Source organism: uncultured Fibrobacter sp. (assembly GCF_947166265.1).
Taxonomy (GTDB): domain Bacteria; phylum Fibrobacterota; class Fibrobacteria; order Fibrobacterales; family Fibrobacteraceae; genus Fibrobacter.
Genome location: NZ_CAMVDO010000001.1, coordinates 20,842 through 42,533, shown reverse-complemented (window position 1 = coordinate 42,533; position 21,692 = coordinate 20,842). Strand labels below are relative to the sequence as shown.

The following is a 21,692-nucleotide window of genomic DNA, read 5'->3' as shown; positions in this document are numbered from 1 at the left end:
TAGAATGGAGTTGTTGACGGAATTCTTTTTACTGCGTGCTACTGGTTTTTACTATTTTAAACGATATGAAATTTCGTTCCCTGCTCGTTTTTGTCCTGCTCTTTGCGACGTTCCTGTTTGCGGCCACCCCGACCTTGATTGTGGGTGTGGTTCTAGAATCCGAAACGGACTTGCCGATAAAGGATGCGACCATTACCTACGTGTCCGGGAAAAAATTGGGAAATACGGATTCCGATGGCCGTTTTGAATTGACGGTTGATTCCAAGAATGCCATATTGGTCTTTAAGAAAGACGGATTTGATAGCGTACAGGTGGAGTTGCAGGATTTTGCCGACTTGTTTGACATGGTGATTACGATGCAGACGACTGCCGATATTCGTAACCTGGGTACAAGTACCGTGATAGGCGGTGGCGGAGACAAGGTCCAGTGGACTTTTGAACGCAAGGTGAATCTCGACAAGCTTGAAGATGCCGCCGGTATGCGCTTTGACGTTGCCGAACATCTGAGCCAGATGCCCGGAATTTCGGGGCAGAAGGATTTTAGCAGCGCGCTCTACTACGAAGGTTCGCGTGCAGGCGATGTGGCTTACCATTTAGGCAGGCTCCGTATTCCGAATATGCGTCATCTGGATGTCGGATTTCCGGGAAACCTTTCGGTGATCAATCCGCATATCCTGAGCGCAATCGAAATTCATGACCATTATGGTGAAGGGCCTATCGGTCAGGGGCTTGCGACGTCGGTTCAGTATATTCCCGAACAGACCAAGGGCGGCTGGGGGCTCAAGGGAACCGCGGGCCTTACGCTTCGAGAGGTCGTTGTCGATGCCCCATGGCTCTTTTGGGATAGTTTCCGCTTTTCGTTCCGTATGCTCGACAATGACCTGCTTGAAAACCTGGGTGAGAAGTTCTTTACCGAATTCCGCAAGCAGCGTGATGCTGAATGTGTAGATGACTGTAAGGTGAAGTCCTCGGATTCGTATGACTTGTCGGCCTACGATCTCTATGCGCAGTTTAACGGCTCTGACAGCAGCGGAAATACCTGGGCATTGCGTACCTTGTACAGTTCCGATGAGTATGGCATTCATCAGGATACGTCGAAAGCTGTCGACCAGGTGAGTTCGATTGACATTCTTGAAGGCAAGCAACAGTACCTGGTGATTGGCGCCGAATACAATTCCCGATTCGGAACGTCTGCTCATGCAGGCTTTGTGCGCGAGGTGCTGGCCGATACGCTCCGTGATACGACGGGTTTCCGCAACACCACAGAAGTGGACGAGGCGAAGCCCTTTATCGATGCCTACGAGCAGACGCATACGACTTTGACTGCCGGTCTCGATAAGAATTTCAAGGGACACATTCTGGGGTCCAAGTTGAGTGGAGCTTTGCTTTATGAACACCACATCGTGGAACGCGGGTATCCCGAATTTGGAGGAACGCAGTCCGACGATTTCCAGACGGGTGTGCTTTCGGGTGTTGGCCGCTTGAACTGGAATGACGGTTATTCGCAGAAAATCCTTTCTGTGGGGGCGGTCGCCGACGCCATTGACCGCCACGAAGCGGCTCCGACGGCCTCTATTGATTTCGACAAGAATCTTTCTAGGGTGGACACGGCGTTCTGGAGGTTGATTGCAAATGCGGCTTACAGGAGTGACTGGAAACCTTACTACGATGATGGCGAACTGACGGGACGTCTCGAATCGGGCCTTTCCGCGAAGCTTGGCCTGGGCTACAATTCCAAGTACCTGATTGCGCAGGGTTCTGGTTTTGGCCGCTACTATCCGGACCCGTTATTGCCGATGCCCAAGGCGTACGCCCAGTACGATGATGTGACCCCGATCGATTTCGCCTGGGTGGCGGGGGTATCCGGTACGCTTGAACTTAAGACCTCGCATCATTTCTCAATGGCGACGAACGTAAGTTCGGTGTACGGTGAATACGAGCTCACGCAAGGTCACTCGATTCCCTGGGAAGCGAATTCCCGTTTGGACATCTTGTCGCACTTCCGCTATTACCCGCGTAAGGACTCGATTGTTTCTGTGATTATTACGCATCATGCCGCCTTGCACCGTCCGCTTTATTACTACGAAGTTCGCCCGGCTGAATCCGAAGATCAATCTAACGGAACCCGTCGCCTTAAGGACTATCACGAATTTACGGACATGTTCCGTACCGATGCCCGCGTGAACTTGGACTTGATTAGCAGTAAGTACGTCTTTAAGAGTGTTCGTTTCTATGTAGGTGTAGATAACATCTTTGCTGACTTAGAAATGGGTGCCCTTAGGTTCTTGGGAAGCGAGAATGCCCGCGAACGTTCCTGGGTGACCCGCGACGAAAACAAGGATTCTTCCGATGGCTACGATCTGGTTCCCTTTATGGCGAAGGGCATGGGCCGCTTTGTAGATTTCGGCGTGGAAGTGCAGTTCTAGGTGCCGTTCTTCTTTCTCATTATTTTTCTGGCGACTCTTTCGTTCTCGCACGAGACGGATTCGCTCTTTGTTCCGCCGAAACCGGAAAAGCCCTTGCGTTATTGCAGTTCTGTCAAGAAGTGGATTGCGTTTGCGACCGCCGATTCCAACATGGTAGAAATCACGCATTTGAAGGGCGTTCGGATGGACTTGCGCTATGCGACTTTTGAAAACGTGACGGGGCATGACTTGTACTGTGGGGTGCAGCGCGCCTTTGTGCATAAGGATGCTGCATCAAAGCTTCGCAAGGCAATCAAGATGATGCAGCGTGAAATGCCTGGCTCGGAACTCGTCATTTTTGATGCATCGCGCCCGCTGTATGCGCAGGAGGCGCTGCGCGAGACGGTGCGTGGAACTCCGTATTCTGCCTATGTGTCGTCGCCTGCGACGGGTGGACTCCATAACTTTGGTTTGGCGCTTGACTTGAGTATTACCGACAGTACCGGGGCCTTGCTTGACATGGGCACGGACTTTGATTCTTTTGAACGCTGTGCCGGTGAAGTGGGCGAGGCCGAAGCCTTAAAGAGCGGTCGCTTGACTCAACAGCAGGTTGATAACCGCAACAAGCTCCGCAAGATTATGCGCGGGGCGGGTTGGGTGCCGCTTGGCAGCGAATGGTGGCATTTTAACGCCTACCCGAGCAAGTACGTTCGCGAAAACTATCCGAAGTTCCCGCTGTAATTGCGAACTTGTCATGCCCGCGTAGGCGGGCATCTCCCTTTTAGTTGCACAGGGAAGACGATTACTCGATTTCTACTTTGATTTCTACGTTTTGCACCCAGGGCTTGGGTGCATTTATAATCGGATGCAGAATCTTGCGGACAGGGGCGAGGTCTTGTGTCTTGATGTAGAGTTTTGCCCAGTGGACATTTTGGACAATGGGCACGAAGGCGTCCACAGGGCCGAGCACCATGAGCTTCTTGTCGGCGCGTAAGAGTGATTCCAGTCGCTCGACGGTGTGCCGCAGTAGATCTTCGTCGCGGCTACCGCAGCTGATTTCCACAAGCTTGCAGAAGGGTGGGTAGAATGCGGCGCGCCGGTCTTCCATTTCCTTGTTCGCAAATCCGTTGAAGTCGTGGTTCACGGCGAACTGCATTACGGGTTCAGAGGGCTTGAGCGTTTGGATAAGCACCAAACCTTCTCCGCCTGCACGACCCGCGCGCCCAGCGGTTTGGCTGAGGAGCTGGAAAAGTCTTTCGGTGGAGCGGAAGTCGGGAATGCCGAGACCGCTATCGGCGCCAACGACCCCGACGAGTTGCACACCCGGAAAGTCGTGGCCCTTGGCGACCATCTGCGTTCCAATCAGAATATTGTATTCGCGGTTGCGGAAGGCGTCAAGAATCTTTTCGCTGGCGCCAACGTTCTGCGTGGTGTCGCGGTCCATGCGGATGACTTTCGCGTTTGGAATCCATTCGGCGATTTCTTCTTCGAGCATCTCGATGGCGCCGCCCACAAACTCGTAGGTTTCGGCGCCGCAGGCGCTACACGGTGTGTTCACCGGGTAAAGGGCGGCGCAGTAGTGGCACATCAGCGAACGGTATTGCTTGTGGTACACCAGCGGAATGTGGCAGTGCTTGCAGTAAAGCGTCTCGCCGCATTCGGTACACACGCGCATCTTCGAAAAGCCGCGGCGGTTCATGAGGATAATCGCCTGGTCCCCGCGCTCCATGCAGTCGGTCAAAGCTTCGCGGAGCGCGGGCGACAGAAGAATTCCCTTTTGCTGGCGCATCTTGCCCATGTCCACGATTTGCACCTTCGGAAGCGGCGCCTGCGTAGCGCGTTCCTTGAGCGTGACGGTCTTTAAATTTTTCGCCTGCGCGTTATAGAAGGTTTCAAGGCAAGGGGTGGCGCTCCCGAGAACCACGAGGGCTCCGTACTTGTATGCCAAATGGAAAGCCATTTCTCGAGTATGGTAACGAGGCGCCGGGTCCTGTTGCTTGAAGGAGGTGTCGTGTTCTTCGTCGAGAATCACCAGGTCGAAATCGAACGGCGCAAGAATCGCGCTGCGGGTGCCGAGAACCACTTGCGCATCTCCCCTCAAAATCGAAAGGTAGCCTTCGCGTTTCTTGGGTGCAGAAAGGGCGGAGTGCAAAACCACAATCGGAACTTGCAGAAAATCTTCGAAGCGCTTGAGCGTCTGCGGGGTAAGCCCGATTTCGGGCACGAGGATCAAGACTCTCTTGTTCTGCTGGAGAGCCTCTAGGGCGAGTTCCTGGTAAACGCGTGTCTTGCCCGAGCCCGTGACGCCGTGGAGCAACACGCCGCGGAAGCCCGTCTTGTTCAATTCTTCGCAAAGCGTGTGGAATGCGTTAGTTTGTTCTAACGTTAGTGCCGGAGCATTTCTTTCGTCTTTGACGCCTTCGGCGTCCGGTGCTACGGCTCGGTCATACCGACAAGCGAACTTGTCGATGCGACTCTCGCCTTGCAACCTTTTCGTCTGTAGGCCCATTTGGGCCGTTCTCTCGTCTAGTATAGGGGGCGTTGCGGGGGTGTCCCCCGCTGTAGGGGTGCTGTAAGACTCGGCGAAAGCCTGACCGCTAAGCGAACATTCGTCAGCCGAAGGCTGAGGCCATGTTTGCGTGCGGTGCAGGCCGAGCTGAGGCTGAAGGCAGGGGGAGGCTTCCCCCTTTGTAAATGCCAAGGCATCCAGATATTTCTCGAAATCGCTAGGCCAGAACACGAACAGGGCCTTCATGGGCGTACTTATATAGTAGCGTGCGGTCCATTCGAGCGTTTCCATGTAGCGTTCGCTAAAGCGGTAGTGCGACTGGTGCGGGTAGGCGGGGCGCACATCGAACGGGGGGCGGTCCTTGTGGACGCGTGCCACGACGGCGAGTGCCGGTTTTTTACGTGTGGCGAACTGGACCCATACAACGTCGCCGCGTACGAGACTTGTTCCTGCAGGAACCCCGTAAGTGTACATGTCGGGGGCCATGGGGATGTAGACTTCGCAAAAGTCCGTAAGCGTGGCGGACTTGAGCTTCTGATGTACTTCTTCGGGGGCGTTTAGTTTGGGAATTCGCTTTGTCACGGCCTAAAAGATAGTTAATACCGCAAAATGCGCCTGTTTTTCAATCTTTTTTGTTTCAAAAAACTTTTTTTGTTAGATTATAGGGTGCAAAACCCCTTTGGGCTTTGCCATACTATTGGAGATCTCTATGAGTGTATTTGACGTCTTTAAACCGAAATGGCAGAATTCTAACCCCGCCAAGCGTCTCGAAGCTATTGCCGAACTGGGTGCCGACAATCAGGATATCCTGGATCGCATCGCCAGTTCCGATACCGATGCTTCCGTAAGGAATGCCGCCATTAAGAAGCTTTCCATTATCCCTTCGTTGCTCAAGATTTCGAACGAAGATAATGATGCCGATGTAAAGCGCCTTGCCAAGAGCCGCTATTTGGATGAAGTTGTCAAGAAACTCAAATCCGAGGCTCAACCGAGTGCCGAGGACCTGTCTTATCTGAAGGACCTCAAGGATACGCACTATGCCGAAGATTTGCTCAAGGGAGCAAATACTTCCGAGGCCGTGCGCATGGAACTGGTGAAACTTTGTGAAAAGCAGTCTATTCTTGCTCTTGCTGCATCGCGCGACGCAAGTGCCGAAATTGCGATGGCTGCGGCCCGCAAGGTGACCTCCGATACTCTGCTCCAGGATATTGCTAAGAATTCCAAGCAGTCCGAAGTTCGCAAGGCCGCAAGCGAAAGGATTCGCGCAAGAAAGGATGCCGAAGATAACGGCAAGAAGGCTGCAGAACTTTTGGCAAGCAAGCGCGAAGCTCTTGTAAAGCAGGCTCATTTCTATGCGGCACAGAAAGATCCCCTGGCCGTAAAGGCTCAGTTTGAAGCCTTGATGGAAGAGGCGAAGAACCTTGGCATGGGCGACAAGCAGGCGACGATTGACGAAGTCTATGCAAGCTTCAAGAAGTTCTGCGATGAAGCCGACGCTGCCCGTATCGCCGCCGAAAAGGCCGAAGCCGAAAAGCAGGCGAAGGTGTCCGCACTTGCGGCAAGCCTCGAAGAACTCGAATTGATGATTTCTGAAAACAAGACGGCTGACAACGCTGAACGTGTCGAAGCCATTCTTGCGGAATGCAACGAAGGCAAGTCCTTGATGGATGCCGCCTGGATTAAGCGTTTCAACAATGCGTTCTTCAAGTTGCAGGAATTGAACAAGGCGAAAGAAGTTGTTGTCGATGTTCCCGAAGGAAATGACGAATCGGTTCGACCGGAACTGCTGGAACGCCTTAAGGCTCTTGCCGATACAGACGTGAACGAGATGACGAAAAAGCATTTGCACGCCATTGTGCGTGAATGGGAAAAGCTTCCGCTGCTGGAAGGCGAAGACCCGATGCTGCAGTCTTACAATTCTCTCCGCAACACGCTTTCGGTGAAGATTTCTGCCTTTGACGAAGATTCCCAGAAGCGCTTCGAAGAAAATTCCGAAAAGCTCAAGGCTATTATCGAAAAGGTAAAGTCTCTCGACGAAAACGATGATTTCCGCGAACTGAACAAGAAGGTTCGCGACTTCTACCAGCAGTGGAAGGAAATCGTTGGCGACAACAAGTTCAAGTACCACGACCTGTGGCAGGAATACAAGGCTGCTACGGCCCGTTTCCAGGAAATGCAGCAGTGGGAAAACTGGTACAACGAAAAGGACCGCGATGACCTGCTCCTTGAAATGGATGCGCTCACCAAGGAAGAAGGTAGCCAGGCCGTTCTCACGAAGCTTAAGGAAATTACCAACCGCTGGAAAGAAATCGGACCTATTTCTGCGGCCAAGCTGCAGGAATACCGCGACCATTTCCAGAGCAATTACGAAAAGATCAAGGAAAATTGCGCCGCCTTTATCGAAGAGATGAATGTGGAACGCCAGAAGAACTTGGCCGATAAGGAAGCCCTGTGCGCAAAGATTGAAGAACTTGTTCAAAATGCAGAAATGTTCTGGAAGGACAAGTACAAGGCGATGCAGGAAATCCAGGAAAACTGGAAGAACATCGGCATGGTCCCCAAGGACAATGTGGCTGCCCTGACCGAACGCTTCAAGGCGGCGACAAGCGCATTCTACGCCCAGCATAAGGAAAACCTGAAGCATGAGGACGAATCCCGCGAAGCCAACTACGAAAAGAAGGTGGCTCTCTGCATGGAAGCCGAAGCTCTTAAGGAATCCAATGACTGGAATGCGACTTCGAACAAATTAAAACAACTCCAGGATTCCTGGAAGTCTGTCGGTCCTGTACCCAAGAGCAAGTCCGACGAAATCTGGAACCGCTTCCGCACCGCCTGCGACAGCTTCTTTGAAAAGAAGCGCGCCCACTTTGAAGAAATGGATGCTTCGAAGCAGAAGAATCTGGATGCAAAGAATGCCCTGTGCGAAAAGCTCGAGGCGTTGGATGCAAACGGAGCGGGTACGCTTGAAGACCTCAAGGCGATGGAAGAGGAATGGAAGAATATCGGTATGGTACCCAAGGATGCCATCGAGACGATTAGCAACCGCTATAATACGGTTTATAACAAGATTCTCGATCGTCTTGCCCATACGGATTCTACGCTTGCCCAGGGACTTGATGTAATCAAGGAAAAGAAGACGGCGATGATCGACAAGGTGCGCCAGTTTGCCGAAAGCGCTGGCAGTAACCAGCTTGCCGATGCCGTTCGCGAACTCCAGAAGGAATGGCGTGAACTCGGATTCTGCGGTCTTGAAGATATGGACCTGTACAAGAAGTTCCGCGAAGCCTGCGATGACTTCTTTACCCGCCGTCGCGATCAGCTCGACATTCAGGAACAGGCTCGTCAGAACAACCTGCAGAAAAAGCTCTTGCTCTGCGAACAGGCCGAAGACCTGCTCACCGACTTGAACGAACAGACGGTAGTGGCTTCGATGAACAAGGTGAAGCATCTGCGTCGTTTGTGGAAGGAAGTCGGGGCTGTGCCTCGCGAACATTCCGAAAAGACGTGGCACCGCTTTAACAGCGCCTGCGACAAGGTGTTTGCCTTTGGCCGTAAGGATCAGCCCGAAGGCGATGCTGCTAACGCCTCCCAGGATGCAGCTCCGTCTGCTCCGGAAGCCCCGGCAGAAGCATAGCCTTTGAAGTCATCCCCGCGAAGGCGGGGATCTCCTTTTATCAATTTTTGATCGCGAGCATGTCTCGCGATTTTTTTATTTTTGGTCTATCATGCAATTTCCTCCTTGGACAAGTATTGACGATGCTGCGCGCCTGCTCCACGATGGGCAGGTGGTGGCGATTCCGACCGAGACCGTTTACGGCTTGGCGGGAAACGCCTATTTACCGTCGGCCCTGGCGCAGATTTTTGCGATTAAGGAACGTCCGACTTTTGACCCGCTGATTGTACATATTTGCGAAATCGCACAGCTCTCGGATATTGCCGAAAATATCCCCGATGCGGCCTTCGCCTTGGCAAAAGCCTATTGGCCGGGCCCGATGACGATGATTCTCCCTAAGAAGGAATGTATTCCTGACCTGTGTACGAGCGGACTCCCGTCTGTAGCGGTGCGCTTTCCGTCGCATCCGGTGGCGCAGGAAATCATCTGGAAGGCGGGCGTGCCGCTTGCCGCTCCTAGCGCGAACTTGTTCAAGCATGTAAGCCCGACGACCGCCGAACATGTGGCCGCACAGCTGGCCGACCGCGGCCTTGCGGGAATCGTGGATGGCGGCCCTTGCAACGTGGGCGTAGAAAGTACGATTGTCTCTTTGGTGGGCGAGCCGACTGTGCTTAGGCCGGGGGCGATTACGCCCGAGATGATTGCAAAGGTCATCGGTGACGTGAAAATCAAGGAGTCTACCTCGAAGCCTGGGCAGGCGATGGCTGCGCCGGGGCAGTGCGATACGCACTACCGCCCGCAGGTACCGCTGCTTTACGGTAAAATCCCCGAGGGCTTTGAACTGCCGAAAAACTGTGTGCGGATTGCCTTTGGCAATTGCCCCGGCGTGATTCCCGCGACGCTTAATTTGTCTGAATCTGGCGATATGCTAGAAGCAACGGCGAAACTGTACGCCTATATGCACGACCTGGACAATCCTAAGTACGACTTGATTCTGGTAGACCCGATTCCGAATGTCGGAGTCGGTATGGCCTTGAATGATCGCCTCAAACGGGCGAGCATCAAGCTTTAGTCTTTCTTCTTTAAAATTTCGCGGAGTTCGTTCGCGGCGCGCTGCAAGTCGTCGTTGATGATGACGTATTCGTACTTGCCCTGCGTCTTTGCGAATTCCATTTCTTTCTTGGCGTTCTTGAGACGCAGCTGAATCACTTCTTCGGAGTCGGTTCCGCGACCACGCAGGCGCTTTTCGAGTTCCTCTTCGCTCGGCGGCAGAATCAGGATGCCAGTGGCGTCGGGGTAGACCTTGTCGAAGTTCACCTTGCCAAAAACGTCGAGGTCGAACAGGACGCGGTTTCCTTCGGCAAGGGTTTGCTCCACGAAACTCTTGGGTGTTCCGTAGTAGTTACCGTGGACTTCGTTCCATTCGATAAGTCCGTTTTCCTTGATGAGTTTTTCGAATTCTTCCTTTGTCTTGAAAAAGTAATGGACTCCGTTGACTTCGCCTTCGCGCGGGGCGCGAGTGGTGGCCGAGATGGAATACTTGATGTCGGGAAAATCCTTGATGACCAAATCCTTGAGGGTGGTCTTGCCTGCGCCGCTTGCGGCACTCATCACGAATAACTTGTTACGCATAGCGCAAATATACTTTTTTTAGGCGGTACTGTGCATTGTAAGTTTTTCGCAAACTACTATATTTAAACTATGAAGTCTTATGTTTCCTTAATATTGTTGTGGAACTTGATTTTTGTGGGGGTAGCGCTTGCCGACCCGACCGTTTCGATTTTTGTTAAAGACGCGTCCGAGTTTCAGGCGATACAGAATGACTTGCAACAGTTGAAGGCGGGAATCGGTAGCGATAATCCTGAATTGGATTCGTTGATTCACCGGGCAAACCGCATTGCGAAGATGAATGACCGCTGCGGAATGGTCTCTATCAACGATGTGCTGGACGAGGAATGCGGACACTTTTATGCCGTGGATCTCCCCGAATTCGAGGCTCGCTACATGGAAGTGACTGGCGAACTTCGCTTGGGCGTGGTGACGATGGCGAATGACCTGGAACAGCGTACGCAGCAGATTGACGCCTGTACCGATGCTTTTTCGAGAATTATCGCTTCTAAGGAAAACCTTTTGAAAATCGAGGGTGGTGTAGACTTGGAACCGCTTTCGCATTCGGGAGCCTTTGACGCGTCGTACAATTTCAAGCTCCGCTACGATGAACGTCGAATGGACCAACAGAAACATTTTACGGAACTTTGGCTTTCCAAGTGTGGAGACATTGTGCTCCGTAAGTCCGGTGACGAATTTGCGCCCCTCTTTGAACACGCTCTAGCGCGCATGAACGATTCGCTTTTGCATACGAAGACGAATTTGAAGGTGGTGCTCGATACGGCGGATCTTTCCCTTTATCTCGACTTGAACCGGCCTGTGGCGGGTGCGTACTATTTGAGTGGTGCCGAACTTTTCAACGTGACGCAGATTCCCGACGGAAAGGATAACGCGCACCTGCTCGTGAATATGAAGGACAAATCTGTCGTTTTCCCGAAGGGGCGCGATGGTGAAATGGCGACTTACAAGGGCCGTGTGGAATTTGAGAAGGCGAGCGACGATTTGGTGGGTCGCTGGATTTGGAATCGGGATTCCTCTGCGATCAAGGCGATGCCGAAGATGGATTCGAAAATTGTTGGCGACAAGGTGAATTCGGAAATTCCTGAGGCGAAAAAGGGCGATGGCCCGCATTGGTTGCTGATTGGAATTTCGTCTGCGGTGCTTGTCGCGGGTACGACACTTGCGATTGTCTACAACAACAAGGCGAAAAATGAAAGCGAAAAGAAGCCTGCCTCGCAGGATGAATACGATAGCCGCCACGATGACATCGGCGCGTATCAGACGGTTCGTACGGTCGGTATCGGAATTGCGGTTTTGGGTGGAATTGGCCTTGGCCTGAGCATCGCGTTCTAGGAGGAGCTTATGTTAGACGAAAGATTTAAGACGAGAATCGGGAGAATGGCGACAGCGGCAATCGCTAGCCTTCTTTTTATGCTTTTCACTGCCTGTACCGATTACCAGGCGGAATTCGACGATGCCTTTGGCGGAATGGAATATGCGGACGTCTCCGGCGACCTAATCTCCGGAAGCTCCGATGTCCAGGATCCAGAAAGTTCCGATGCTCAGTCCCCAAAAAGTTCGAATGGCAACGGGGCTTCTTCCGGGAAGACATCCGAGTCCTCCAGCTCCGTGAAACATTCATCCGCGAGTTCTTCGTCCATCCCGACATCGAGCGGAATCGAGCCGCAGTCTTCTGCGGTTGTGCCTGCATCGAGTTCTGGAGAACCGCCCAGAAGTTCTGCGGAATCAAGTAGTTCAATGATGTCCTCATCTTCGGTGAAGTCTTCGTCTTCATTAGCATATCACTTCCAATTACGTATTCCAGAAATCCTATACAATGTAGTGACTATCGGTAAGCAGACCTGGATGGCGGACAATATGGCTGAGGAAAAGCCCACATTTTTTTACCCTGATGGCGATCGTAACAAATGGAGATATGGTAGACTTTACGACTGGTCAACAGCAAAAGAGATTTGCCCCGAGGGCTGGCACCTGCCGGATTCGTTGGAATGGCAAACCTTGTTTGATGCTGTCGGTGGAATAGAGGTCGCGGGTGGGGTGCTCCAATCCCAAAACGTGTATGGAACGGGTAACGAAATGTTTGCTGGCTATAGGAATTCCGCTGGTAAATTCATCTTTTTTGATAAAGTTGCTGATTTTTGGATTAAAGATGATAGTGGAGTCAAATTTGTCGAGTTGCGGAGAGGAGCCCCCCAAGCTTTCTTTATGCCTAATCCAGAATTGTCTGATGACCTTACTGGCTATGCTTACTCCGTCCGCTGTATAATGGATTATATTACGGATGAACGCGATCGCCAGACTTACAGAACGGTCAAGATTGGTGACCAGGTATGGACGGCAGAAAATATGAATTATAAAACCGAAAACAGTTTCTGTTTCAATGATAGCCTAGATTATTGTGAAAAATACGGACGTCTTTACAAGTGGGATGATGCTATGAGCGTTTGCCCGAATGGCTGGCATTTGCCGAATAAAGACGAATGGGGTCAGCTAATTACAACTGTGGGTGGTGCGGAAAATGCAGGTAAGGCTCTCAAAGCAACGACTGGCTGGAAAATTAGCCACGGCGGTGGTAACGATAGTGATGGTAGTGGTACGGATTCGTATGCTTTTTCTGCATTGCCTGCGGGCGAGTGGTATTACGATTTTGTAAACTTCTATGAATTAGGATATACAGGATTTTTCTGGAGTTCTTCTGAAGTCGACAGTGACTCGGCGTATGTTTTTACATTGAGAGGGAAAAAGGATTCCGCGACTAATGAAGACCGTGACGATAAGGATGACATCGCGTTTTCTGTTCGTTGCGTGGAGGGCGAACCCTAGTCCAGCAGTCAGGTGACCTCGTATGAAAAACCGGCTGTAAGGCCGGTTTTTTGTAATGGTTAGTTCTTCTTGTCTTCGATATACAGCGGACGCTGCTTGACTTCGTCGTAAATGCGCCCGATGTATTCCCCGAGGATGCCGATTGAAATGAGCTGCACTCCCGCGAAGAATACGATGGCGGTCATGAGCGATGCCCAGCCTGGAACTGTAGTAGATGGACTGAGGATCTTTTCGAGAATCGACCAGACGAAAACTCCGAAACCTACGATGGCGGCGAAAAGTCCCAGGTAGAAGCTGAGCTTGAGCGGTGCGGAACTGAATCCGGTGATGCCGTCAAAAGCAAGGCGGACCATTTTCTTGAGCGGGTACTTGGAGGTGCCAGCGGTGCGTTCGGCGCGGTCGTACTTGACGCCGATTTTCTTGAAGCCAACCCAGCATACGAGCCCGCGCAGGAATCGGCTGCGTTCGGGCAGGTTCGTGAGCTGATTTACCACGCAGCGGTCCATCAGGCGGAAGTCGCCGGTGTCAGGCGGAATGTCGATGCTTGTGAGCTTTCCTATCAGACGGTAGAAAGCGAATGCGGTAAAGCGCTTGAAGATGGTTTCGCCTTTGCGCTTGTTCCTCTGGGCGTAAACCACCTGGTAACCTTCGCGCCATTTTTCGAGCATTTCGTGAATCAGGCTCGGCGGATCCTGAAGGTCACCGTCGATAATCACCACCGCGTCTCCCTTGGAATGGTCAAGGCCTGCACTGAATGCCGCCTGGTGCCCGAAGTTGCGGCTGAAGTTGATAATCCTGTTGTTCGGGTTTCCCGGGAGGAGCCCCTCGACGATTTCGCGCGTCTTGTCCTTGGATCCGTCGTTCACGAAAATGAGCTCGTGCTCGACATCCTTGAGTTCCTCTTCGAGGACGCGGTAAGTTTCCGCAACGATTTCTTCTTCGTTAAAGACAGGAATGATGACTGACAGGAGCATGGGTTCGCCTATGGGATAAGTGCCGGGTTCACGATGTCGACGTGGTCGCAGTCGATGTTTTCGAGCGAAAGCGTCTTGAGGGTGAGCGTCTGGACGTTTTCGATGTTCAACTCCGCAGTACGCAGGGTTTCGTACGAGAATTTTCCGCTGTCGTAAACCTTGTTGCCGTCGGCAAAGATTTGTAGCTCGGCTCCGTCGCTACAGAGTGATTCTTCGTCAAGTCCGTAACCCATCTTGAGCGTCTTGTACTTGCCGCCGATTTTGAAAGTCGTTTCGGAGGATGCATGGGTGCCGAAACCGTCGGCTTCGTAGATTTTACCGCCGATCTTGAAGGCGTGAGCTTCGATGCTTTCGTTCTTGTGCAAATTTCCCCAGCCTTGTTTATGGCTTGCGTAGGGAATGGAAGTCATTTTAACGGCGCCGCTCTTGTCGTTGAAGTAGAATTTCTGGATGTCGGCTAGGACTTTCTTCTTTTCGAGATCATGGACGATAAATTCCACCTGGTTGTAACCGGGGAGAAGCTTTTCTTCTTGGACTTTGCCGTTGAATTTCCCGTAGGCGTAAGGTGCGCGGGAATTGATGGCTCCGTTGACTTGCACGGAATAGATCCAGCGTCTTGCGATAGAGGCCTTTTCGTTGAGGCTGAAACTGTACTGGAGCGCCGATGTAGTTGAGAGCGAGTCTTCGGATGTTTCCTGTACGAGTTCGAGGTCGTTGACGGCGATGACGTTTTTGGGGTTGAATTCCTTGCGCCCGTTGAACTTGGCTATCTGCACCCAGTAGTTGTTGGTAATCAGGATGTTCTTGACGCCTTCCAGGTCCATATCGCGTTCAAAGATGTCGCAGGTCGTGGCAATACGGTGTTCTACGGCCTTCTTGTGGTAGGTGTGGCTGTCCCAGCAGTCGAGACCGCGGATGTAGTAAACTTCGCCTTCGTACTTGTCGACGAGTTTTTTGAGTTCTTCGGAACTCATTTGGCGGGCTCGGTCATAGTGAATGGAGGACATGCCGTAACCGACAAAATGCCAGGGACGGCCGTAAATAAAGAACCTGTTCTTCTGGGGCTGTTCCGCGAGCCATCCGAGAATTTCGTGTTCCTCGGTGGTGAGGTGGTTTCGGTTGTACATGATGTTCTTGTTGAAGTCTTCCTTGTAGTGGAATGTCCAACCGGTAAAGAGGGTGGCGGTAATAAACGTTGCGATGGCTGCGGTGAGGGCGTTCTGCTTTGCGTCTTTTCCGCTCATCGATTCAATCGTCAACCTTACGAGGTGTGCCACGGGGAGGGCGCCTACAAACGCCATGGACGGAAGCATCACCAGGCTGTAGCGCTGGTTAATCTGGATGCTGAAATCGCCCGAGACGTTTTCGAGAATGACGTATGTCTGAATATGGTACAGGAGCAGGAAAGCAAGAATTTCGAGATAGAAAAAGTCCTTTTTCTTTATTCCCCAGAAGGCGCGTACAAGCAGGTCGATGGCGCCAATGGCAAAGAGGTAGTTGAAATAGGTGAGGAAGGGGTTTTCGAGTTCGCCGTTCTTGTTGAGTGGCTTGGTCATTTCGGTCCAATTGCGCGAAAGGTCTTCGAGGAAATGCCCGTGGGCCTCGAATTCGCCCCCCTGGAAACCGAATCCCTGGAAGTAGCTGATGGTAAGAAGTGCCGGAACCGAGAACAGCGAAAGCGTTACAAAGAATGTGGGGGCCTTGGCGCTCTTGCTGTCGAGAATCTTGGGGAGCGCAAACACGATAAAGGCGAGCAGGCAGAAAGCGGTTTCTTGACGGGTCTGCGCAAAGAAGGCGAGCGAAAGGGCGAGAAGAGCCCAGTGCTTGACGGTGTTACGGTCGTAGGCCCATTTGAAAATCAGGAGCGAAAGGGCGGAAAGGAAAATGTAGAGCGGTTCTACGGACATGGCGCGGAATTGGAAAAGCACCGTGGGCTGTAATGCCGTGAGGAGGGCTGCAAAGAAGGCTAGCAGGGGCTGCCTTGTCCAGGCGACAATCGCAAGGAACATCAGGAGTACCGCGAGCGGAAGCATCAGGAGTTCCATGTGGAAAATCCAGTGCAGGTCGTTTCCTAGAAGCGGCATGCCGAGCAGGTACAGGAAGGCGAGTCCCTTGGTCTTGAAACTGTTGGAGGTCGCGATGCATTTCAGTTTGCCATCTTCGAAATATCCTTGGTTGCAGGTGGCCGATTCATGGTTGTAGTACATGTTCTGGGCAACCGACATGAACACGCTTTCGTCGCTTTGTACACGGTGACGGGCCTCGATCTGGGTGGCCGCAAAAATCGTAATGACCGCCGTGAAGATAAGCATTAAAATCGAAATTTTCTTTTCGGGGAGGATTCCCTTGAGCCATTCCCTGAAATCCTTTTGCATCAGGGCGAAAAGGACGATTCCTGCGATAAGCTGTACAATGAACAGCGGAAGCGGTAAATAGAGGTCTAGGTTTCTGATGGTCGATTTGTGGCCGACATTTGGACCTAGGTAAATGAGGAAGGGAATCGCGATAGAGACCAGGAGGCCGATAATGGTGCCCGGGTGGGCGAGATTTTTCAAAATTCCGAGAATGTAGGATTTCATGGGCTAAATATAAAATAAAGCAGCAGGAACCTGCTGCTATTGGATCTTAGAATTTAGAGATTAGATGATACTTCTAAATTCTACCAACTATTTTTTCTTCTTTGTTGCCTTTTTGCTCGACTTCTTGGAGGACTTCTTTGTAGATTTCTTGGTCGATTTTTTGCTGGATTTTTTTGCGGCCTTTTTGGCAGGCTTTGCTGCGGGCTTGGGTTCTTCCACCGGGGCGGGGGCTGCTTCAGGTTCGCTCTCCGCTACGGTTTCGGCGGCGCTTTCTTCTGCGTTTTCGGAAACTTCTTCAGTAGGGGCTTCTGCAGGAGTTTCTTCGACGGGAGCGTCTTCTTGAGGCTCGGTTGCAACGGTGTCTGTTTCGGTGGCGTTTTCTTCTGTCACGGACGCTTCGGCGGGGTCGGTTTCTGAAGGAGCTTCGCTTGCCGTGGAATCTGCCGTGTTGGTGTCTTCGCTTGTAGAATTGTCCATTTCGGTTTCGAGTGCGGACCAGGTGTTTTCTTGAGTTCCTTCTGCGGGGGTGTTACTTTGTGCGGAATCTTTTGGGCTGTTCTTGGTGCTGTTTTCGGTGGGCTTTGCGTCGTCGCCGAGGCTAAACCCGACGGATAGCTGGATGCCTATGCGGCCCGAAGAGACGCGGTATTCTTTTTCGATGCTCTTGAAGGACTTCTTGAGGGAGGAATAGTCGTAGACGACTTCGAGACCGATGCCGTAGGGGAATATGGCACCGACTCCTCCGCTTACAAAGTAGTTGAGGGGGCTTTCCCACCAGTTGCCGTCGCTACTGAGGGGGGCGAGGGTGCCGAACCTTACTGCTGCGTACGGCTGGACAACCGCTTGTTTGTTGAACAGGCCGAATCCGGCGGACAGCCATACGGGAATGGCTCCGGGGGCGGCTGTTACGCTCCCTTTCTTTTGAGGGCTCTTGTAGGCGAGGCCTGCTCCGTAGCGGATATAGTTGGTGTACCACAGAAATTCGGAGCCAATTTCGTATACCAGGTCGGCGTCCATTTTGGTATTGTCTTTTTTACCGTGGATTTCCCATGCGACATTGGTCTTGGCTGGGAACTGGATTTGGGCGAGGGGTCTGATTTCGATTGCCTGGGCAGAACAGAACATGCCTGCGAGCAGTATAATAATGGGCTTGATCAATCTTTTGGACATAATTTTTCCTTGCGGCTAAAAATAGATAATTTTTTGTATGTTTTCCATAAGTAACACTTATTTTTCATTTGGCAAATTTTTACATATTTTTGGCTTTTTTACGGTGTTTTGCGTCTTATAACCTTGAGAGGGCTGTGTAAAAAAACTAAATTTGGGGCGCTTATTTTATGGGCGGCTCATCGCCCGACATTATAAAGAGAGGTTAAAAAAGTGGAAGACAGGCTGGTTACAAAAGCGGCTGACAACATTCGAATCCTTTCCGCTGCCATGGTGCAGAAGGCAAAGTCCGGTCACCCGGGTGGAGCCATGGGCGCAGCAGACGCCATTACGCTCCTGTATTCGGAATTTCTCCGTTTTGACCCCGAAAATCCCTACTGGGAAGCCCGTGACCGTTTCTTTATGGATCCGGGCCACATGTCCGCGCTCCTGTATGGCGAGCTGGCCATGCTCGGCAACCTCTCGATGGATGATCTCAAGAATTTCCGCCAGCTCGGCTCCCGTACGCCGGGTCACCCCGAAGTCGAAGTCGCCCTCGGCATCGAAAACTCCTCGGGCCCGCTCGGTATCGGTCATGCTGTAGCCCTCGGTAACGCAATTGCCGAACGCTTCATGGTCGAACGTTTTGGCGACATTCTGCAGCACAAGGTCGTATGCCTCGTGTCTGACGGCGGCCTCGAAGAAGAAATCGCTTATGGCGTGGGCCGCATTGCCGGTCACCTCAAGCTTTCGAACCTCATTTTCTTCTACGACGCCAACCAGGTGCAGCTGTCCTGCAGGGTTGAAGACGTGATGAGCCACGACTTCAAGAAGCAGTACGAAGCATGGGGCTTCCGCGTGATTGACGTGGCCGATGGTCACAACATTGCAGAACTCCGCAAGGCTTTCAAGGCCGCCTGGGCCGAAACTGAAAAGCCGACCATCATCATCGGTCACACCACCATGGCCAAGGGCGCTATCGCCGAAGACGGCAAGTCCTTCGAAGGTGCCGTTTCTACTCACGGTCAGCCGCTCAACGCAGCAGGTGCTTCTACCGATGCTACCGTCAAAAACCTCGGTGGCGATCCGGCCGATGCATTCAAGATCTTTGACGACGTGAAGGCTGGCTTCGAAGCTCGCAAGGAAGAGCTCCGCAAGCAGGTTGCCGAATGGAAGAAGGCCAAGGCCGCTTGGGATGCCAAGAACCCCGAAAAGTCTGCCACCCTCAAGGAATGGCTCTCGGGCAAGGCTCCGAAGATCGACCTTTCTGGCCTCGAACTCAAGGAAGGCGTCGCTACCCGCGTGACTTCCGGCACCGTGCTCGGCTACCTCGCCGAAAACGTGAAGAACTGCATTTGCAGCTCTGCTGACCTTTCTAACTCCGACAACACCCAGGCCTTCCTCAACAAGACCGGCATCTTCCGCGCAGGCGACTTCAAGGGCGCCTTCGTTCAGGTGGGCGTTGCCGAACTGACCATGGGCGCCATCTGCTGCGGTATCGCACTGCACGGCGGCCTCTATCCGATTTGTGCTACATTCTTCGTGTTCAGCGACTTCATGAAGCCGGCTATCCGTATGGCTGCCCTCATGAAACTTCCGGTCAAGTTCATGTACACGCATGACAGTTTCCGCGTGGGCGAAGACGGCCCGACGCACCAGCCGATTGAACACGAAACCCAGATCCGTTTGCTCGAAGGTCTCAAGCGCGAAGACGGCAAGTCCGAAATGCTGGTGCTCCGTCCGGCCGACGCCTTCGAAACCGTGACTGCCTGGGAAATGGCTTTTGAAAACAACGATCGCCCGACCGCGATCATCCTTACCCGCCAGAACGTGAAGACGCTCCCTGGCGACAAGCGCTACGAAGCCTCCAAGGCATGCCGCAAGGGCGCCTACATCGTGAGCGACAACTGTGGCTCCGCACGCCCGGACCTGACCTTCGTGTCTAACGGTTCCGACGTGCTCCTGACTCACGACGCCGCCGAAATCCTCCGTGGCGAAGGCCTCAAGGTCCGCGTGGTCTCGATGATCAGCCCGGCCCTCTTCATGGCTCAGGATAAGGCTTACCGCGAATCCGTGATTGTTCCTTGGACTCCGGTGTTCGCGAAGTCCAGCGGCCTTCCGCTCCTGTTCGCCCAGATTGTGGGTGGCTTCGGCAAGGTCTCTGGTCTCGAACGCTTCGGCGCCTCTGCTCCGGCTGCAGTGCTCGAGAAGGAATTCGGTTACACTCCGGAAGCCGTCGTGGCCGCCGCGAAGGAATACCTTGCTGAATTCAAGGCAAACGTCGAGGAATTTAAGAAGAACAACTAGCGATGAGGTCGCCTTGCTTTGCAAGGCTTTGAGCTCTGAGGTCGGTGCTACGCACTTTTGAGGTTCAGCTAGAATAATTAAATTTCTACTAAAGCCTCAAACCTCAAAGGGAGCCGAAGGCGACCGCGCTCAAATCTCAGACCTACAATAAGTGATATGATTTGCCCGTTCTGCAAAAAAGATAACGACAAGGTGGTGGACAGCCGCGTGAGCGGTTCGTCTATCCGTCGCCGTCGTGAATGCTGCGAATGCGGCAAACGCTTTACCACTCGAGAATACATCGAAGTCCAGCCACTGACCGTAATCAAGCGCAGCGGCGAACATGAACCGTTCCAGCGTGAAAAGCTCCTGCGCGGTATCATGAACTCCTGCAAGAAACGCCCCGTTTCGGTCGCCGATATCGAACAGCTTGCGACCAACGTGGAAAACGCCCTGACCGTTACCGAAAACTTCGAAGTCAGCTACGAACAGATCGGTAACCTGGTGATGCAGGAACTCAAGAAACTCGATGCCGTCGCCTACGTGCGCTTTGCCTCGATTTACCGCGAATTCAAGGAAGTCGGCGAATTCGTGGACCAGATTAAGAGCATGGACAAGTAGCGCTGCGCGCCGATGAGTTTTGAGCGCGTTCATAAACTCACACTTTGAGGTCGGTGCTACGCACCTTTGAGGACTCAGTTAGGAATAAAAATTTATTTTTTGACTAAGGCCTCATTCCTCATAGGGAACTGAAGGCGACCGAGCTCATACCTATGAAAGATTTAATCAATAATTTGGATGCGGCTTATAAAAGACGTGCTCCGTTGTTCGAAACGACGGAGGCTTTCCGCATTGTGAACGGGGCACCTGATGGTTTCCCAGGCATGACGCTCGACAAGTTCGGCGACCGTTACCAGATTCAGTTTTTCGGTGATGAACTGCTCCGCGAAAAGTGTGCTATTGCCGATGCGATTGCGCAGAAATTTTCTCCCGTTTGCCTTGTCGTCAAGGAACGCCTTTCTCGTTCCGGCAAATCGCTTGAAAACCCGCCGATGGAAGTGCTGGTGGGCCGCCCCGAAGATTCTATAGGCGTTGTCCGCGAAGGTTCTGCGAAGTTCCACATCGATTTGCTCGATACGGTGAATCCGGGGCTGTTCCTCGACATGCGTGCGATTCGATTGGAAATGGGCGAACGCGCTGCTGGGCGTCGCATGCTTAATTTGTTCAGCTACACCTGCGCATTCTCGGTGCATGGCCGCCTCGGTGGCGCTGAAATCTCGGCAAACGCAGATATCAGCGCAAAGATTCTGGACAAGGGCCGCGAAAACTACGCGCTCAACGGGCTCGAACCCAAGCAGGGCGAATTTTTCAGGGGCAACGCCGTCGAATATGTTCACTGGGCGCAAAAGAAAGGCCTCAAGTTCGATGCCATCGTGCTCGACCCGCCGAGCTTTGCTCGCTTCAAGGGCAAAAACTTTAACGTGCGCGAACACCTGATGCCGCTCGTCGCCGACTGTGCGACTCTCCTGAACAAGGGTGGCCTCTTTATGGTGAGTTCCAACTATAGCGAATTTAATTTGTCTGCTTTCTCGCGGAATGCTCTCGCATCGGTTGCGTCCGTTCATCCGAAAGCGAAGACTCTTTGGAACAAGTCGCAGGATATCGATTTCGTCGGCTCCGGCCATACCAAAGACAGTTGCTTAGTCGCTACGCTCATTGAAGTGTAGA

Annotated in this window: 14 protein-coding genes; 9 read left to right on the top strand and 5 right to left on the bottom strand. The window is 52.5% G+C overall.

The window, feature by feature from the left end; translation table 11 throughout:
- Positions 1-65 precede the first annotated feature (65 nt).
- Both Q0W37_RS00160 and Q0W37_RS00155 read left to right on the top strand, forming a co-directional pair.
- Positions 66-2,426 carry a hypothetical protein gene (locus tag Q0W37_RS00160; protein WP_297697607.1) on the top strand — a complete coding sequence of 787 codons (2,361 nt, stop codon included), beginning with the start codon at positions 66-68 and terminating at the stop codon, positions 2,424-2,426.
- Positions 2,427-3,146 carry a M15 family metallopeptidase gene (locus tag Q0W37_RS00155; protein WP_297697605.1) on the top strand — a complete coding sequence of 240 codons (720 nt, stop codon included), beginning with the start codon at positions 2,427-2,429 and terminating at the stop codon, positions 3,144-3,146.
- A 61-nt stretch (positions 3,147-3,207) separates the two neighbouring features.
- On the opposite strand, the gene priA is transcribed toward Q0W37_RS00155, so the two are convergent.
- A complete protein-coding gene (gene priA, locus Q0W37_RS00150; RefSeq protein WP_297697603.1) occupies positions 3,208-5,496 on the bottom strand; it encodes a primosomal protein N' in 2,289 nt (762 codons plus the stop codon).
- Between the two features lie 127 nt (positions 5,497-5,623).
- Here priA and Q0W37_RS00145 point away from each other — a divergent pair, with 127 nt between their 5' ends.
- Both Q0W37_RS00145 and Q0W37_RS00140 read left to right on the top strand, forming a co-directional pair.
- Complete coding sequence (locus tag Q0W37_RS00145; RefSeq protein ID WP_297697601.1) at positions 5,624-8,548, top strand: DUF349 domain-containing protein; 2,925 nt, start codon at positions 5,624-5,626, stop codon at positions 8,546-8,548.
- 91 nt (positions 8,549-8,639) lie between these two features.
- Positions 8,640-9,599 (top strand): L-threonylcarbamoyladenylate synthase, encoded by a 960-nt coding sequence (locus tag Q0W37_RS00140; RefSeq protein WP_297697599.1) that lies wholly within the window; start codon positions 8,640-8,642, stop codon positions 9,597-9,599.
- Here the strand turns inward: Q0W37_RS00140 and gmk are convergent.
- Positions 9,596-10,159 (bottom strand): guanylate kinase, encoded by a 564-nt coding sequence (gmk, locus tag Q0W37_RS00135; protein ID WP_297697597.1) that lies wholly within the window; start codon positions 10,157-10,159, stop codon positions 9,596-9,598. The two genes, Q0W37_RS00140 and gmk, sit on opposite strands and share 4 nt — an antisense overlap.
- A 69-nt stretch (positions 10,160-10,228) precedes the next feature.
- Between gmk and Q0W37_RS00130 the strand changes: the two genes are divergently transcribed.
- Both Q0W37_RS00130 and Q0W37_RS00125 read left to right on the top strand, forming a co-directional pair.
- On the top strand, positions 10,229-11,488 hold the full coding sequence (locus Q0W37_RS00130) for a hypothetical protein (protein WP_297697595.1): 1,260 nt from the start codon (positions 10,229-10,231) through the stop codon (positions 11,486-11,488).
- Positions 11,489-11,497: 9 nt separating this feature from the next.
- Positions 11,498-12,979: an FISUMP domain-containing protein gene (locus Q0W37_RS00125; protein ID WP_297697593.1), complete on the top strand. Its 1,482-nt coding sequence runs from the start codon at positions 11,498-11,500 to the stop codon at positions 12,977-12,979.
- Positions 12,980-13,038: 59 nt separating this feature from the next.
- Here Q0W37_RS00125 and Q0W37_RS00120 read toward each other — a convergent pair whose 3' ends face one another.
- The 3 genes from Q0W37_RS00120 to Q0W37_RS00110 form a co-directional block, all read right to left on the bottom strand.
- Positions 13,039-13,953 carry a glycosyltransferase family 2 protein gene (locus Q0W37_RS00120; protein WP_297697591.1) on the bottom strand — a complete coding sequence of 305 codons (915 nt, stop codon included), beginning with the start codon at positions 13,951-13,953 and terminating at the stop codon, positions 13,039-13,041.
- A gap of 8 nt (positions 13,954-13,961) precedes the next feature.
- The gene (locus tag Q0W37_RS00115; protein WP_297697589.1) at positions 13,962-16,532 is read right to left on the bottom strand and encodes an NPCBM/NEW2 domain-containing protein; all 2,571 of its coding nucleotides are present in this window, start codon (positions 16,530-16,532) and stop codon (positions 13,962-13,964) included.
- 87 nt (positions 16,533-16,619) lie between these two features.
- On the bottom strand, positions 16,620-17,702 hold the full coding sequence (locus Q0W37_RS00110; RefSeq protein WP_297697587.1) for a hypothetical protein: 1,083 nt from the start codon (positions 17,700-17,702) through the stop codon (positions 16,620-16,622).
- Between the two features lie 210 nt (positions 17,703-17,912).
- Between Q0W37_RS00110 and Q0W37_RS00105 the strand changes: the two genes are divergently transcribed.
- From Q0W37_RS00105 to Q0W37_RS00095, 3 genes are all read left to right on the top strand, one after another.
- The gene (locus tag Q0W37_RS00105; RefSeq protein WP_297697585.1) at positions 17,913-19,985 is read left to right on the top strand and encodes a transketolase; all 2,073 of its coding nucleotides are present in this window, start codon (positions 17,913-17,915) and stop codon (positions 19,983-19,985) included.
- A gap of 156 nt (positions 19,986-20,141) precedes the next feature.
- Positions 20,142-20,585, top strand: a complete 444-nt coding sequence (gene nrdR, locus Q0W37_RS00100; RefSeq protein ID WP_072977912.1) for a transcriptional regulator NrdR — start codon at positions 20,142-20,144, stop codon at positions 20,583-20,585.
- A 152-nt stretch (positions 20,586-20,737) separates the two neighbouring features.
- Positions 20,738-21,691 carry a class I SAM-dependent methyltransferase gene (locus Q0W37_RS00095; RefSeq protein ID WP_297697583.1) on the top strand — a complete coding sequence of 318 codons (954 nt, stop codon included), beginning with the start codon at positions 20,738-20,740 and terminating at the stop codon, positions 21,689-21,691.
- The last annotated feature ends 1 nt before the right edge of the window (position 21,692 follow it).